Raw genomic sequence first — 15,529 nt, 5'->3', positions numbered from 1 at the left:
ATGAAAACTGCTGAAAAGTTAGATCAGATGATACAAGAAGAATATAAAAACATGAATGGTATGTTAGTAGTGCAGAAAGGTAATGTTATTTTTGAAAACTATTATAACGGGCATGGTCCAGATGATGCATTTCATGTAGCGTCAGTCACAAAAACGATAATCTCGGTCCTAATTGGGATATGTATAGATAAAGGCTATATAAAAAGCGTTGATCAAAAAGTAATAGAGTTTTTTCCTGAATATAAACGTAAGGAATCTGAAATAACAGTGCGACACTTACTTACAATGACAGCTCCATATCCTTTTGTAGACTGGCAGGAACCGTTAGAAGAATTATGTACACAACCAGACTGGGTACAGTATACACTTCATAGAATGGGGAACGGCGGAGAGATTGGAACTTTTAAATATTCATCTGCAGGAGCGCATGTACTATCAGCAATTATCACGAGTGCAACAGGAAAAAGTGTGCGTGAATTTGCGAATGAACAGCTATTTCAGCCACTCGACATGAGAGAAATTCCAAACTACAATATGAAAGCGTTTGGATTTGATGACTTATTCGGAAAAGATGTAAAAGGATGGGTTCATGATCCAAATGGTATTTCGACAGGCGGCTGGGGACTAACGTTAACAGTTAAAGATATGGCTAAGTTTGGACAGATGTATTTGAATGAAGGTATTCATAATGGAAAACAAATTCTATCAAAATCCTGGATAAAAGAATCGACAACAATGAACCAAAATCAATATGGTTACTTATGGTGGTTACGAGAAGAAGATGGAATCTTTTCATACTGTGCAATGGGTGATGGTGGGAATATGATTTGTTGTATTCCAGAGAAGGAATTGGTAGTGGTGATTGCGTCTGAAATTATACCGAATGCAGGGGATAGATGGGAATTGATTGTGAAATATATTCTTCCTTACATACAAAACAATTAAATTTAAGATATAAGGCGGTATGAGATTTCATACCGCCTTTATATATGGCATTTTACATGAAAGGGAGATGGGAAAATAACTTAATGTCATTAAGTTAACCGAAAAATAAATATAGTGTAAAAAATGTTAAGGTTTTGATTTATTTATTTTAATCTTTATTTTTCTATGTATAATGAATCCGCATACTAAAAACATTTTAAAGAAAGGGGCGAATTAAAAGTTAATGTGCATTTCTTGATGGCTTAAGGAAATAGAATAATATTTTAAGTTTTTTTGATAAGTACAGCGTTTATATGGAATTTGTCAAAAAGGGTATTTACCTTTTTGACGTTTGGAGGGTATATGAATCTAATATTAAAAGAAATAGCAGTGAACAGAAAAATATTCATTATGTTATTTATCGGATTTACTTTAACAATTCTGCCCATACTTATAGCGATGTCGATTCGAGATTATTACGATGAAAAATTTTATGAGTACAAAAATGGTTATTTTAAATATTACTATACTGTTCAGCTTACTAGCTTTGGGGAATTGGATTTCAAAGCAATTCAAGAGGTAACAGGAACTAGTTTTAAGAACTCAAGTGTTATTACAAATAATATGAGAATGGGAATCCCCGGCATAGGTGAAGTAACGATGGTTGGTCTTATAAATAAAAATTGGTCTCCGCCTTTAATAAAAGGTTCTCGTATGGAAGATGGGGAAGAAAATAGTGTAATTGCTGGAAAGAGAATTTATAAAGAATCTGAAACAATAAAACTGTTTAGTAGAGAGTATAGAGTTAAAGGCGTGAGCGCTGCGAATACTGGATACGCATATAATTCCAATGTTTTTGTCGGCTTAAGTGACATGCCTGATGAGATAAAACGACGTATGCAAAATGAAAATACATTTGAAATGATAGTAAGGTCTAACGAAAATCCTAAACAAGAAATAGATACATTTATTCGGTATATTAAGCAAAATAGAATTGATACGAATGTGAAAGTGATAAATGAAAAGGAGAATTATGAGAACGAAAAAAGCTCGAATAAAGCTATGAGAGCACAACTTACTCTTCCGTACAATCTACTTTTTATTGCTGTAATGAACTGTATAATTGCGAGTTATTTTTGGATTTACACGAAGAAGAAGAGTATTTCCTTAAGGAAAACGTTGGGAGCAAGCAATTTGAATTTATTTGTATTCATATTTAGCCAATTATTCATATGCGCAATCGTTGCAGCTATTTGTGCGATATGTATGCAATGGATTTTAAGTACAATGAATAAAAGCATAGTGCATGTAATGGGTTTTACTATTCATATAGATGTTTTTAAAGTTGTGATGAGTGTAGTAATTTCCTTGTTTATTTCGTTCATCACCGCTGTAATACCATTTTTCAAAATACTTAAAATTGAACCTGCTAAAGGGTTAAAGGAGTAAATAAGATGAGACTAAAAAGTGCTCTTATGGCCCTGAAAAATAGATTGCTCATTTCTATTTTTCTCTTAATACAATTCACGTTTGGATTAGCAGCAATAACCCTTTCCATTAATATGCTTTGTAATTTTCACTATCTTGAAAACAGTTCCAACTCGTTGCTAGATTTAGAAAGTACATATTTCATCACTTATGATGGGATGACTACTGATAGGTTGAAGGCAGATCAATTTAATAAAGGACAAGTCGAAGAAATTTATAAAAAAATGCAGCAAAATAAAGATGTGATTTCGTATGGTACATACGAAGAGAGCATAATCGAACTAGAATCCAGCAATCGACCGCTCCAAGAAAGTATGTTAGAAGAATTGAAAAACAAAACTTTTCGCGATAAAAATCCTACTATTCGTATAATTACAATAGATGAAGATTATTATAAATTACTGAATATACCCATAAAAACTGGAGCAGGCTTTTCGTATCGAGACTTCCACAAAAATAGTGAAGAGAAAACGAATGTTTTGGTAGGTCCTTACTTTAAGAAATATTTTCAAATAGGGGATACAATCAATAATCAATATATGATTATTGGATTTTTACCGGAAAATAAATTTATTATAGATGGTAACGGAGTGAGTATATACCAGAAATTAGACAAGGCTATGTTATCACCCATGCCAATTGATAGGTATGAAAACTATGAAATAATGTTTTCAAGATTACATCAAAGTACAATTATGAATTTAAAAAGAGACGCAGATATAAACAAACTACAAGAAATGATTCAACTGAAGGGAAGCGACGTTACGTTATACTTAAAAAATTTAGGAGAAGAAATAAATGAAGCCGTTACTAGTAGTATGGATACGGAAAATATCGATCTTATAGTAGGAAGTCTATTTATTTTATTTATAATAGCGGGAATGGTCGTAACGACAATTGTTTCCATCATAATGAGAAAGAGGGAATTTGGTATTAAGATGGTCCTTGGAGAAAGTAAGTTTGGGATGCTCATTCAAATTGTATTAGAAAACATATGTATTGCGATAGTTGGTATGTTTTTATCGATAGTTTACTTTTTATGGAGATACGAGAATCATCTACAAGTTTCGAAGGACTTTGATACGGCGTCCGTACGCGAAATAAATTTAAATATGCCTATTTTATTATTTGTATTCCTATTCTTACTAGTGATCATCATTATTTCAAATCTCATTGTCTTCTTATTTATTAGAAAGCTCGAACCGAAAACATTAATAGGAGGAATGGAATAATGAGTTTGATTGTGCTAAAAGATATTAAAAAGGTGTATAGTAACAAGAACCATAATACGTTCGCGTTAAACGGTATAAGCTTAACGATATATAAGGGCGAAATTATAGCGGTAATGGGGCGATCAGGCTCAGGGAAGAGTACATTACTAAATGTTATCGGGTTAATTGATATGCCAAATGCGGGTGAATATACGTTAAATGGAAAATCATTAACTGAAATTAGAGCAAATAAAGTTCATAAAACAAGAAATGAAATGATCGGATTTATTTTTCAATATTTTGCATTGTTAAAAGAACATACTGTACTGGATAATGTAGTGCTACCACTCACATATAGAAAGCTAAAGCAACGGGAAAGAGAAAATAAGGCGAAGTTCTATTTAGATAAAGTAGGATTAAAAGAACATATGTATAAAACACCCGACGAGCTATCAGGTGGACAACAGCAGCGCGTCGCAATTGCAAGAGCGTTAGTAGGTGAACCAGAATTAATTTTGGCGGATGAACCGACTGGAAATTTAGATAGAAAAACAGGAGAAGAAATTATGAATCTACTGTTACAACTGAATGAAGAAGGACGAACAATTATTATTGTAACGCATGATATGGAAGTAGCGAATAAGTGTAATAGAATTATTGAGTTAGTTGATGGGGAAGTTGTGCGGAGTTAGTAATTTAACAATTATATCTAATTTAAGAATCCGTATTGATTAATTTTTCAAGACGGATTCTTTTTATTTGTAGGATTAAAATAAAAAATCCCCCGTAACTTTTTATGATAGAAAATCGTTTAACAAAAGAAAGGATTTTTAATGATGAATGGGGGAGAACCATGAAAATTCTAATACTAGGTGGTACACGATTTTTAGGCAGAGCATTTGTAGAAGAGGCTTTGAACAGAGGGCATGAAGTTACATTATTTAACCGCGGAACAAACAAAGAACTCTTTCCTGAAGTGGAGCAGTTAATCGGTGACAGAAATGGTGGTGTATCAAGCTTAGAAAATCGAAAATGGGATGTTGTCGTGGATACGTGTGGGTTTTCTCCACATCACATTAGAAATGTTGGAGAAGTGCTTACAGATAATATTGAACACTATATATTCATCTCAAGCCTTTCCGTATATAAAGATTGGATTCCACATCATATAAAAGAAGACTATATATTACAACCTGAACCGACGGAAGAGCAAATAAAGGCTGTAGAGAATGGTGAAGTATCTCCTTATGAGTATTACGGTGCGCTGAAAGTATTATGTGAAAAAGAAGCAGAGGAGTATTGGCCTCGGCGTGTTTTACACGTAAGAGCAGGACTTCTTTCAGGAATGTTCGATTATACAGATCGACTTCCATACTGGATTCAGCGTGTAGCAAAAGGAGGTAAGGTGTTAGTTCCAGGAAGAAAAGACCGTCCAGTGCAGATAGTTGATATAAAAGACGTCGCAAATTGGGGACTAAACATGGCAGAAAACAAAAATGCAGGTATATTCAATGTAACAGGTCCAAATTATGATTTGACGATGGAAGAACTATTAAATACGTGTAAAAAGGTTACGCATAGTGATGCTGAATTCGTTTGGGTAGACGAATCGTTTATGAGTGAACATAATGTGCAGCCGTGGACAGAAATGCCTTTATGGATTCCGGAAACTTTTCCATTAGATGGTGAGACGAAGCCGTGGAAAGGCGGGTTTTCTATTAGTGTCGAGAATGCTGTGAAAGAAGGGCTTACTTTTAGAAGAATAGAAGAGACAGTTACAGACGTGTATGAGTGGATGAAGAGCACAGACGAATGGGAATTAAAAGCAGGTATTTCAGGCGAAAGGGAGAAGGAATTGTTAGAAAGATGGTATTAATAAATTTAGCGGAAAAATAACAATTTAAACCTAGTATTAAGAAAAAACGCCTTGTTACTAAAGAAACAAGGTGTTTTTCGTATGTGAATTTATAATTCAATTGGTTCTTCCTCGTACATTTCCCGCAGCTTAGAAAACATATTTTTCAGTCCTTCTTCGTCATCCTCATCCTAGTCTAACTTGATATCAACTTCCTCAAATTTTTCTTCTATTTCAAACTCTTTCTTTTTCACACTATCAGTTGTGCCAATTTTTCTGTAAACACAACGAAGTCTTTATCGTGTATTAGCTAGTAGCAAGACCGCCGCCTCAAAATCCGGCTAATACAAGGAAGGCCTGTATAAATAAGTTGTATTAATTACATTATTAGATTGTGTTTGTAACTATATTTTGGAAAATTTCTGTTGATTTGAAATGTACGATAGTATATATTGTATATAAAGTATATATACAATATTTTTAAAAAGAGGTATTTGCATGCAAATCACTATTACGAACACTTCAAAGGAACCTATTTATGAACAAATTAGTGCCCAAATAAAAAAGCTTATTTTACTAGGTGATTTAAAACAAGGAGATGCTCTTCCTTCAATGCGTCAGTTAGCAAAAGATTTACGAGTAAGTATTATTACAACGAAAAGAGCATATGAAGAACTGGAAAAAGACGGTTTTATTAATTCAATTGTCGGAAGAGGGTCCTTTGTAGCAGAACAAAACATTGAAACTATGAAAGAAGAAAAATTAAAAACAGTTGAAGAAAAGTTATGTGAAGCGATTCAAAATGCTAAGCAAATGGATGTTTCTTTAAATGAGCTAAAAGAAATGCTTACAATTTTATACGAGGAGGAAAACTCTTGGAAAACGTAATAGAACTTCAAAATGTCAGTAAATCTTTTAAAGGGTTTCAAATAAACAATTTTTCGATGGAAGTAAAAAAAGGATTTGTTACGGGTTTTATTGGAGGAAATGGATCAGGTAAATCTACAACAATTAAAATGATTATGAATCTAATAAACCCGGATAGTGGAAACGTCTCCTTATTTGGCATGAACTATTCGACTGATGCGAAACGAATTAAAGAAAGAATTGGCTTCGTTTATGACGATAATGTGTTTTATGATGAACTCACATTAAAGGAAATTACTAAAATTATTGCACCTGCTTATAAAAAATGGGATTTTAACCAATTTACATATTATAAAGAGCTGTTCGAATTACCATTAAACAAAAAAATGAAAACATTCTCCAAAGGAATGAAAATGAAAGCCTCTCTCGCAATTGCCCTTTCACATCATGCTGAACTAATTATTATGGATGAACCTACATCTGGACTTGATCCTGTATTCAGAAGAGAATTATTGGATGTTCTACAAAATATTATGCAGGATGGAGAGAAAACTATCTTTTTCTCATCACATATTACAACGGATTTAGACCGCATTGCCGATTATATTACATTTATTCAAAATGGGAAGCATATTTTCACAAAAGATATTTATGCCATTGCAGAGGATTATGTTTTAGTCAAAGGACCACTAGATTTGTTAAAGTTTGATACTGAGCGTGAATTTATTTCTGTACGTAAGGCAAATACAGGTTTCGAGGGATTGATTGAAAATGCACATTCTATCGAAAATTTATTTGATAAGGATGTGGTGATTGAAAAACCGAGTTTAGAGGATATTATGTATTTCATGAAAAAGGGGGATTCAAGATGCTTAATTTAATTAAAAAGGATTTGATTTTACAAAAAACTTTCTTGCCTGCTTATCTCTTATTTCTAGTTACCTATTTGTGGGCCGGCATGGATGTAGCATATGTCATAATCATTTGTAGTGCCGTTTTTGTAATTAACACATATCAATCTGATGATAAAGATAATGCTAATATTTTAGTAAACTCATTACCGTATACTAGGAAGGAAATTATAAGTTCAAAATACGTTGGAACTTTACTTTTTACAATAGTAATCATCCCATTTTGTTTAGTTGGAAAATATTTCATTTTAGACAGCATGGAATTTCAACTTTCCATAGAAAGTTACATACTAGGCTTCTTGGCAGTCATGCTGATAACAGCATTTTACATCCCATTTTTTGTTGCATTTAAAGTGAAAACACTTGTACCAGTTTTTATATTTTTATCTATTGGAGTTATATATTTAATGAAAAATACTCCATATTTGTTAAATAAATATGCTAATGGCGTACTGACCTTTTTAAAAGAGATTTCAGATTTGAAATTATTTCTTTTATTTGCTGTCATAGCAGTGGGGTGCTATGGGGTTTCATGGATATTATCTATTCGTATCTATCAGAACAAGGCTCTTTAATAGCAAGTTCTAAAAGGAGGATGGTTTAAATGAAATTAAAAAAAGAGCGTCCTAGTCGAATACGAAATTGGCTGAAAACTATTGGAGCATTTTTCGTTATGCAACTAATTTTTATCATCCTTGACATGAATTCGTGGATACCGAACTTCAAGGAAGGAGGAGTTGGGGATCGTCTCGTTAATTCAGAGTTCTTTACGGAATGGTTCGCTCCTTATAAAACAAAGCAATTTAATGTACTAACGGCAGTTATGGCTATTTTATTATTCCTAAATGTAGTAACAAGTGCAATAAAAGACGCTTTTTCTAGAAAAAGAATTAATTAGCACATAAGTTGACCTTGCGTCTTTTTAATAATGTCTTAACTATATTTAAAAACAACAGGAAAAAGATAAAAACTCCACTTATTGATGTTTCACTTTATCTTTTACAATGATTTCTTGAAAATTATTTGATTCTTCAATTTTGTATATTGATAGAGATAGATGCATTCGTCCCCCATACTGCTTCCAAAGTGTGCGCAGTAATTGTGACATATGTATTTATACTTGTGATGACAAATGATGTGTATAATTTTTGGAAAGTTCGAAAAATTATTGAACGAACTAGAAAAATTTAGTAATCTTATTTGTACGATACATACATAATAGTTTTATAGCGATTTTTAAATGAAGTATAGGGGACAATCGTTGTGGATCTTACGTTCAAAGTTGAGAAAACATGTTTTAACTACCGCGGCGGAGCAATTTGTAAACATGATAATAAAATACTTATTCTGCAAGGTGACAGTGAAGATTTTTGGTACGTACCAGGCGGTAGAGTGAAAATGCTAGAAAATAGAGAAGATGCATTAAAACGAGAGCTTGCGGAAGAGATAGGTGTTCCTATTAAAAGGAAAAGATTAATATGGTCAGTAGAAAATTTCTTTACACTTTCTGAGCGAAGGTTTCATGAGATTAGTTTTTATTATGAAGTAGAGCTACATGAATTACCTGCAAATGGAGCGGATCAATATATTTTGGAAGAAGAGGGTAGAACGTATTTGTTTAGATGGGTGCCAGTAGAAGAACTGCATACATATAACTTACAGCCTGCATTTATAAAAGAGAAAGTAAAGGATGTATCAGTTCACACAGAACATATCGTACTACAAAAGTAAATGTATTCGGAGGGAGAAACGATGAAGGGGACTAAAAAAGAGGTACATATAAATGACAAAGTAATTCGTTACACACATATCGAAAAAGGTTCTAGTAAGGTTTGCTTTATGTTCTCAGGTTCAGGATATAATTACGATAAGCCGTTATTTTATTACGCGACGATGCTTATGCTTGAACATAAAATTGATGTTGTACATATTCATTACTCTTACGATGAACAGGTAATGAATAAACCAATAGAAGAACTAACGAAAGTAATGATGGATGATATTAATCCCGTAATAAATGAAGTGTTGAAAAATGAACAATACAGCAAATCGATGTTTTTAGGGAAGTCACTCGGAACAATTCCGATTGCGAATGATTTAATGAAGAGAGAAGAATTCACGCAGTCAAAAATGATAGTGCTTACACCTTTACTAACTTTTGAATCTATTTTTGATTCTATTTTACATAGTAGTCACGAAGGGCTTTTAGTTATTGGGGATAAAGATCATCAATATAATGCAGATCAAGTTAAGCAGTTATATAAAACGAATTTAACGATTGATGTTATCAAAAATGCAAATCATTCTGTAAATGTTGGGGAATTTGAAACAGAGAATTCAATTGAAGCGATAGCGAAAATAATAGAAAAGCTTAAAGAAATTGTTAGGGAAAACTAACTTATCAATACATGCAAAAAGAGGTGCGAATTGCACCTCTTTTATTTTAATAAGCCTTCAACACATGAAGCAAATAATCTTTCCGGTTCAGCGGATTATAATCAACACGTTTTCGAGTAGGGAAGGGAGGTTTCAGTTTTGTGAAACCAGCTGGCTTCGTTGTAAATATGCCTTCTCCTTCAGTGAATGAATGAAGCATTCGCTGAAAATTCTCTGTTTTCGCAACAGGTAACGATCCTGTTAAATGGTATGAGTCATTATTGAATATCGGCTCGCTAAAAGTTGCTGGAATAGCAGCGAGCTTATACATTGCGGTACTAATTGCCTGCTCCGGTACAGTTAATTCAAACGCATTAACTGGTTCATATACATATGTTTCAGCTTTCTTTAAAGCATCCATTAAAACGAGTGGCGTTACGTTTCTAAAGTCACTCGCTGTTGTAACAGGACTAGCATAACCTGTATGCGTTAACGTGACAGAAATATCCGTAACTTCCCAACCGTATAAACCTTGTTTTAACGTTTGAAATACAGTATCTTCAATCGCTTTATGAAATGCTAAAGGTAGTGAGCCAAGTTCAACGCCTAATGTATATGTTATGCCAGAATTAAGTTCACCACGTTCGACTTTGAATCCAACTGTTGCGTAAAATGGATTCGTTTTTTCGCCCATTACTTCAACGGAAATCCCAATGCCAATTGGCTTCTCAATACATACAACTCGCGTATTTGAAAAAGTAACCTGCAAATTATATTTCTCAAAAAGAGTCGTTTCAATTACTTCTTTTTGTACTTGACCGAAAAGGCGAATGTATAGTTCATTATGAACATCATCTTTCCACACTTGAATGAGTGGATCTTCTTCACATAGTTCCATAAGAGCAGTGTATAAATCATGAATTCGTTCTTTAGGTACTGCATCGATGGCAGCTTCCATTTGTGGTTCGGCAAAGTGAATATCTTTTATATAATCAGTCCGTGCACCGATAATATCACCAATTTTAATATCACTTAGTCCCCACACTTTGCAAAATTCACCATTAGGAACGGTAGAAGTTTGAACGGCATCTCCATTATGAAATATGCACATTTTTTTAATCTTTTCCTTATGTGGTAGAGACTCATTTCGCTGAATATCCACATATTTTCTAATGTGTAAACTACCTGAAAAAAGTCTTACATAAGCAATCTTTTCTCCAGAAGGTTCACGTTCAATTTTAAAAACAACACCGGACAGTTCTTCATCTGGAGACGAATTATTAGCTGGAAGTAACGCTGGAATATTTTCAAGTAGTTCAGTTACTCCTGTACCCGTCAGTGCTGAACCGAAGAAGATCGGATACAGATTTGCTTGTTGTATTTGTTTTTCAAGTTCTTCTCTTAATAATGTGTCCGTTACGATTTCGTTATTTACATATGACTCAAGTAATGATTCATTATAAGGTGCTAATCGTTCTATACAATCGTCATATGATTTATATTCAATAATACGAGCTTCCTTTGTTCCTTCGTTTTGGACAGAATAGAAGGGGAATGCTTCATTTGAAAGAATCGTTTTTATATGCTTTACAACTTTTTCAGTATTTGCACCACTACGATCAATTTTATTAACAAATAAAATAGTCGGTATGTTGAGTTTCTGTAATGTCCGCATTAAAATCTTCGTTTGTGCTTGCACACCCTCAACGGCAGAAATAACTAAAATCGCACCGTCCAAAACGCGAAATGATCGCTCCACTTCAGCGATAAAATCAGCGTGTCCAGGTGTATCAATGACATTTACTTTTATATCATCAATAAAGAAAGACACGACAGATGCTTTAATCGTAATGCCGCGTTGTCTTTCTAATTCCATTGAGTCAGTTTGCGTGCTTCCACTATCAACTCGGCCAACTTCTTTAATCACATTCGTTTCATAAAGAATACGCTCAGTCAAACTCGTCTTGCCAGCGTCTACGTGCGCGACAATCCCTATATTTATTGTTGTCATATATAAATATCCTCATTTCATTTTCCATTTTCATTTCCTCATTTCTATTTGTGTATTGCCGCATTACAATCACTCTCCAGTCATTTAAAGTATTACTATTATAATGTAATTTACATTTTTTGTAACGCGACAAAGCGCCTTAATTTGGAAAAAATAAAAATGAAAACAAAAAGCTTGCATTCTAAATCGATATAGATTATATTAATTGACATATCAACTATTGATACATCAAACGTTTTTGTTTTGATTGTAAAGGAGGGGTAATTTGACAAGTTCATGCTCAAAAGAAGCGATTATTTTATATAAATTACACTTTCTAAATAAAGAAGTAAGTTCGAAATTTGAAGGGTGTACGGGTATGAGCCAGTCTCGATTAGAGCTTATACTTCAGTTATTTGAAGTAGGTGAAATTAGTCAAAAAGCACTTCAGCAAGAAGTGAACATTGATAACGCTGCGATAACGAGGCATTTAAAACAGCTAGAAGCAAACGGAATGATTGTAAGACGTAAAAATCCAGACGATAACAGAATTACGTTAGTTTCTCTTACTGAAGAGGGACGAAATAAAATTCAGGCGTTTCAAGAGGAAAAAGAACGTTTTGCAGCATCGGCATTTAAAGGATTAAGTGAAGAAGAACGCGATAATCTTTTAAATATGTTAATTCACATTCAAGAAAACATAAAAGAACTTTAAAAAAGGGAGAATACAACTATGACTAACTCAGTAAAAACAAATAATTTTAACGAAATTTTAACAGGACGTCGTTCAATTCGTAAATACGACTCATCAGTGAAAATTAGCAAAGAAGAAATGACAGAAATTCTTACAGAAGCAACACTTGCACCATCTTCAGTAAACATGCAGCCATGGAGATTCGTAGTGATTGAAAGTGACGAAGCGAAAGCAACACTTGCACCACTTGCGAAATTCAATCAATCTCAAGTAGAAACATCTTCAGCAATGATCGCTTTATTTGGTGATTTAAACAACTTTGATAACGCAGAAGAAATTTACGGAACAGCAGTAGAGCGTGGTTTCATGCCAGCAGAAGTAAAAGAAGACCAAATGAAAAAACTTTCAGCTTACTTCTCAATGGTTACACCAGAAGTAATGAAAGATACTGTACTTATTGACGGTGGTCTTGTAGCAATGCAATTTATGCTAGCAGCTCGTGCTCACGGCTATGATACTTGTCCAATTGGTGGTTTTGAAAAAGACCAAATTGCTGAAGCGTTCGGATTAGATAAAGAACGTTACGTACCAGTTATGTTAATTTCAATCGGAAAAGCAGCTGACAGTGGTTACCAATCAGTACGTCTTCCAATTGAAAAAGTTGCAGAGTGGAAATAATTTTATAAAAGAACTTCAATAAGTGAAAGATGAGAGGGGAAACACCATGATTATTATTCACGCAATATTTCAAGTAGATCCAGCGAAACAACAATCATTTTTAGAAGAAATTCAACCACTCATTCATAGTTCAAGAGAAGAAAGTGGAAATGTGTCTTATGATCTTTATAAAGATACAGAAAAAGAAAATGTGTATACGATGGTAGAAGTATGGAAAGATGAAGTAGCAGTTGCGAGTCATAATACGAGTGAACACTTCACATCTTTCGTTAGCAAAGCAAAACAGTTGTTAACTGCTCCTCTTGATATAAAAGCTTATAATGGAGAGTTAGTAAAATAATGAGAAAGATGACTTTAGCTTATAGTGCTAAGGTCATCTTTTTTATTTTGACAGGAATATATTTACTTTTATCGTAATGTGTTATAATTTGGAAAATAATAATTCTTAATTTTCAGAACAAAAGAAAATGGGGGGATAAATAGATGAACACATTAAAGAAAATCACTAATAATATTTCGAAAGTTATTATAGGAAAAGATGAATCCATAGAACTTGCAGCCATTGCTCTAATAGCAAAAGGACATATTTTATTAGAAGATGTACCGGGGACAGGAAAAACAACACTAGCGAAAAGTTTGGCTAAAAGCGTGGACGCAAAATTTCAAAGAATACAATTTACAGCGGATACTTTGCCCGGAGATGTTATTGGTCTTGAATATTTTAATGTGAAGGAATCGGATTTTAAAACGAGGTTAGGTCCTATTTTTGCAAATATAGTATTAGTGGATGAAATTAATCGTGCTGTACCGAGAACACAATCTTCGTTACTCGAAGTTATGGAAGAGCGTACTGTTACAATTGCGAAACAGACGCATTCATTACCAGAACCTTTTTTAGTAATTGCAACGCAAAATCCTCTTGAATCTGCGGGTACATTTCCTTTACCTGATGCTCAATTAGACCGATTTTTACTTACGATTCGCCAAGGTTATCCTACGAGAGAAGCTGAAAAGGAAATGATGAATCGGTTTCAAACGAATGATCCGTTAGAAACATTACACTCTATTATTTCAAGTGAAGAAATTATTATGATGCAAAAACGTGCAAGAGAAGTGTTAGTAGGAAATGATGTGCAAGATTATCTTCTTGAAATTATTGAGGCAACGCGTAAGCATGAGCTAATTGAAATTGGTGTAAGTCCGCGGGGGACGTTGGCATTTATGAGAGCGATTCAAGCAAGGGCTATATTAAATGAAAGAGATTACTGTACGCCAGATGATATTAAGACGCTTGCTGCATCCGTTTGTGCTCATCGTTTAACGTTAACGATTGAAGGGGAGATGAAAACGACGAAAGAACAAATCATGAGAGAAATTCTTCATACGATTAATGTACCAGTGGAGAATATACGATGAATCAACAGCTTGTGTATACACCATTAGCGGAGCCTTTCGTAATGGGAGTTATGTCAGTTGTAGCTGTTATTTTATGCGTATTTTCAAGCAATCTACTGTTTTTATCTCTCGTATTTTTGTATGTAATTTTAATAGGTGCTATGCATGTATACATACGTAAAGTATCTCGTGTTGAATGGGAATATAGCCAAGGGAATTCAAACGTTTTTATAGGTGAAACGAATATGTGCAAAATGAAAATTTCAAATAAGTCGATATTTCCTATTTTCAATATCGTATTTCGATTTAAATGTGAAAACAAGCTAACTTGGAATCATGATGAAATAAACAAAAATACGAATACAGGTTCAAATTATTATATGAATTTTAATTTAAAAGGAGGAGAGTCAGCTTCATTTCATTTACAAGCTGTAGCGTTAAAAAGAGGAATTGCGAAATGGGAAGAAGTTGAAATTGTTATTACGGATCCTTTTGGATTTATAACGAATCATATAACATATAAACAAGTCGATACGCCGTCCTATTTAGTTTTACCAGCTGTTCCAAAAATGCAAGTCCCTGAATTACAAGAATGGTCACGAGGATTTCGAAAAGCGATGTCTTCACCCTTATATGATGAAACGAAAGTAATGGGAGTGAAGTCTTATGAAAATGAAGATTTTCGTTCCATCCACTGGAGTGCAACAGCGAAAACAGGGACGATAACTGCGAAAAAGTATGAGCGAACGCAATCAGATAAATACGCGATTTATCTCAACTTGCAAAATAAAAGTGGCGTTTCATTGCGAAATGATATAGAAGAATTAATTGAATTAACAGCAGGCATATGTAAACAACTTCTTATGCAAAACTGTTCATTTGAATTATGGATTAATAGTGTAAAGGATAACGGTTTGCTACATGTAAAGAATGGTGATAATCGGAAACATTTGCAAAATGTATTAAAAATACTTGCCTCAATATCGGATCAAGATACGCCTGTATCTTCTTCTTATTTTTACACAGCAGGCTTTCGTCGTAAGGAACTGGATGCGGTTCCTTTAATTATTGGTACTTCACCAAAGAAATACAGTAGAACGAATAAATGGATTGTAATGAAAGAATAAGAAGGGGCTTATG

General features: G+C 33.6%; 17 protein-coding genes and 1 pseudogene. 16 read left to right on the top strand and 2 right to left on the bottom strand.

Features of this window, described 5'->3' with window-relative positions; genetic code table 11:
• The 5 genes from ACTFR9_RS07560 to ACTFR9_RS07540 all read left to right on the top strand — a co-directional run bounded on the left by ACTFR9_RS07560 (position 1) and on the right by ACTFR9_RS07540 (position 5,499).
• The gene (locus ACTFR9_RS07560; RefSeq protein ID WP_000844681.1) at positions 1-945 is read left to right on the top strand and encodes a serine hydrolase domain-containing protein; all 945 of its coding nucleotides are present in this window, start codon (positions 1-3) and stop codon (positions 943-945) included.
• A gap of 342 nt (positions 946-1,287) precedes the next feature.
• Positions 1,288-2,373 (top strand): ABC transporter permease, encoded by a 1,086-nt coding sequence (locus ACTFR9_RS07555; RefSeq protein WP_001048979.1) that lies wholly within the window; start codon positions 1,288-1,290, stop codon positions 2,371-2,373.
• A 5-nt stretch (positions 2,374-2,378) separates the two neighbouring features.
• Positions 2,379-3,644 (top strand): ABC transporter permease, encoded by a 1,266-nt coding sequence (locus tag ACTFR9_RS07550; RefSeq protein WP_001237488.1) that lies wholly within the window; start codon positions 2,379-2,381, stop codon positions 3,642-3,644.
• Positions 3,644-4,315 carry an ABC transporter ATP-binding protein gene (locus ACTFR9_RS07545; protein WP_000053194.1) on the top strand — a complete coding sequence of 224 codons (672 nt, stop codon included), beginning with the start codon at positions 3,644-3,646 and terminating at the stop codon, positions 4,313-4,315. The genes ACTFR9_RS07550 and ACTFR9_RS07545 overlap by 1 nt, the downstream gene beginning before the upstream one ends.
• A 161-nt stretch (positions 4,316-4,476) precedes the next feature.
• Positions 4,477-5,499: an SDR family oxidoreductase gene (locus ACTFR9_RS07540; RefSeq protein WP_000697721.1), complete on the top strand. Its 1,023-nt coding sequence runs from the start codon at positions 4,477-4,479 to the stop codon at positions 5,497-5,499.
• Between the two features lie 89 nt (positions 5,500-5,588).
• Here the strand turns inward: ACTFR9_RS07540 and ACTFR9_RS07535 are convergent.
• Positions 5,589-5,705 (bottom strand): annotated as a pseudogene (locus ACTFR9_RS07535) (DUF4240 domain-containing protein); the annotation flags it as partial.
• Between the two features lie 271 nt (positions 5,706-5,976).
• On the opposite strand from ACTFR9_RS07535, the gene ACTFR9_RS07530 reads away from it, so the two are divergent.
• The 6 genes from ACTFR9_RS07530 (at position 5,977) to ACTFR9_RS07505 (ending at position 9,653) form a co-directional block, all read left to right on the top strand.
• Positions 5,977-6,366 carry a GntR family transcriptional regulator gene (locus tag ACTFR9_RS07530; RefSeq protein WP_001167463.1) on the top strand — a complete coding sequence of 130 codons (390 nt, stop codon included), beginning with the start codon at positions 5,977-5,979 and terminating at the stop codon, positions 6,364-6,366.
• Complete coding sequence (locus tag ACTFR9_RS07525) at positions 6,354-7,226, top strand: ABC transporter ATP-binding protein (RefSeq protein ID WP_000432461.1); 873 nt, start codon at positions 6,354-6,356, stop codon at positions 7,224-7,226. The genes ACTFR9_RS07530 and ACTFR9_RS07525 overlap by 13 nt, the downstream gene beginning before the upstream one ends.
• Positions 7,214-7,831, top strand: a complete 618-nt coding sequence (locus tag ACTFR9_RS07520; RefSeq protein WP_000933347.1) for an ABC-2 transporter permease — start codon at positions 7,214-7,216, stop codon at positions 7,829-7,831. Before ACTFR9_RS07525 ends, ACTFR9_RS07520 begins: the two co-directional genes overlap by 13 nt.
• 29 nt (positions 7,832-7,860) lie before the next feature.
• Positions 7,861-8,154, top strand: coding sequence for a YfzA family protein (locus tag ACTFR9_RS07515; protein WP_000768433.1), 294 nt, complete (start codon positions 7,861-7,863; stop codon positions 8,152-8,154).
• Between the two features lie 365 nt (positions 8,155-8,519).
• Positions 8,520-8,987, top strand: a complete 468-nt coding sequence (locus ACTFR9_RS07510) for an NUDIX hydrolase (RefSeq protein WP_098487294.1) — start codon at positions 8,520-8,522, stop codon at positions 8,985-8,987.
• 21 nt (positions 8,988-9,008) lie between these two features.
• Positions 9,009-9,653, top strand: a complete 645-nt coding sequence (locus tag ACTFR9_RS07505) for an alpha/beta family hydrolase (protein ID WP_000679148.1) — start codon at positions 9,009-9,011, stop codon at positions 9,651-9,653.
• 46 nt (positions 9,654-9,699) lie between these two features.
• Here the strand turns inward: ACTFR9_RS07505 and ACTFR9_RS07500 are convergent, their stop codons facing one another.
• Positions 9,700-11,643 carry an elongation factor G gene (locus tag ACTFR9_RS07500; RefSeq protein WP_098487293.1) on the bottom strand — a complete coding sequence of 648 codons (1,944 nt, stop codon included), beginning with the start codon at positions 11,641-11,643 and terminating at the stop codon, positions 9,700-9,702.
• Positions 11,644-11,908: 265 nt separating this feature from the next.
• Here ACTFR9_RS07500 and ACTFR9_RS07495 point away from each other — a divergent pair, with 265 nt between their 5' ends.
• The 5 genes from ACTFR9_RS07495 to ACTFR9_RS07475 all read left to right on the top strand — a co-directional run bounded on the left by ACTFR9_RS07495 (position 11,909) and on the right by ACTFR9_RS07475 (position 15,516).
• Positions 11,909-12,337 carry a MarR family winged helix-turn-helix transcriptional regulator gene (locus ACTFR9_RS07495; protein ID WP_000204165.1) on the top strand — a complete coding sequence of 143 codons (429 nt, stop codon included), beginning with the start codon at positions 11,909-11,911 and terminating at the stop codon, positions 12,335-12,337.
• 18 nt (positions 12,338-12,355) lie between these two features.
• Entirely contained in the window at positions 12,356-12,994 is a 639-nt protein-coding gene (locus ACTFR9_RS07490; protein ID WP_000185409.1) for a nitroreductase family protein, read from the top strand.
• A 46-nt stretch (positions 12,995-13,040) separates the two neighbouring features.
• Positions 13,041-13,334: a putative quinol monooxygenase gene (locus ACTFR9_RS07485; protein ID WP_098487292.1), complete on the top strand. Its 294-nt coding sequence runs from the start codon at positions 13,041-13,043 to the stop codon at positions 13,332-13,334.
• 143 nt (positions 13,335-13,477) lie between these two features.
• Positions 13,478-14,410, top strand: a complete 933-nt coding sequence (locus ACTFR9_RS07480; RefSeq protein WP_098487291.1) for an AAA family ATPase — start codon at positions 13,478-13,480, stop codon at positions 14,408-14,410.
• Entirely contained in the window at positions 14,407-15,516 is a 1,110-nt protein-coding gene (locus ACTFR9_RS07475) for a DUF58 domain-containing protein (protein WP_098487290.1), read from the top strand. The genes ACTFR9_RS07480 and ACTFR9_RS07475 overlap by 4 nt, the downstream gene beginning before the upstream one ends.
• The last annotated feature ends 13 nt before the right edge of the window (positions 15,517-15,529 follow it).

This window comes from Bacillus cereus group sp. MYBK222-1, assembly GCF_051916425.1.
Classification (GTDB): domain Bacteria; phylum Bacillota; class Bacilli; order Bacillales; family Bacillaceae_G; genus Bacillus_A; species Bacillus_A paranthracis.
The sequence above is the reverse complement of the archived record's forward strand: the minus strand, read 5'-3'. Positions and strand labels throughout refer to the sequence as shown.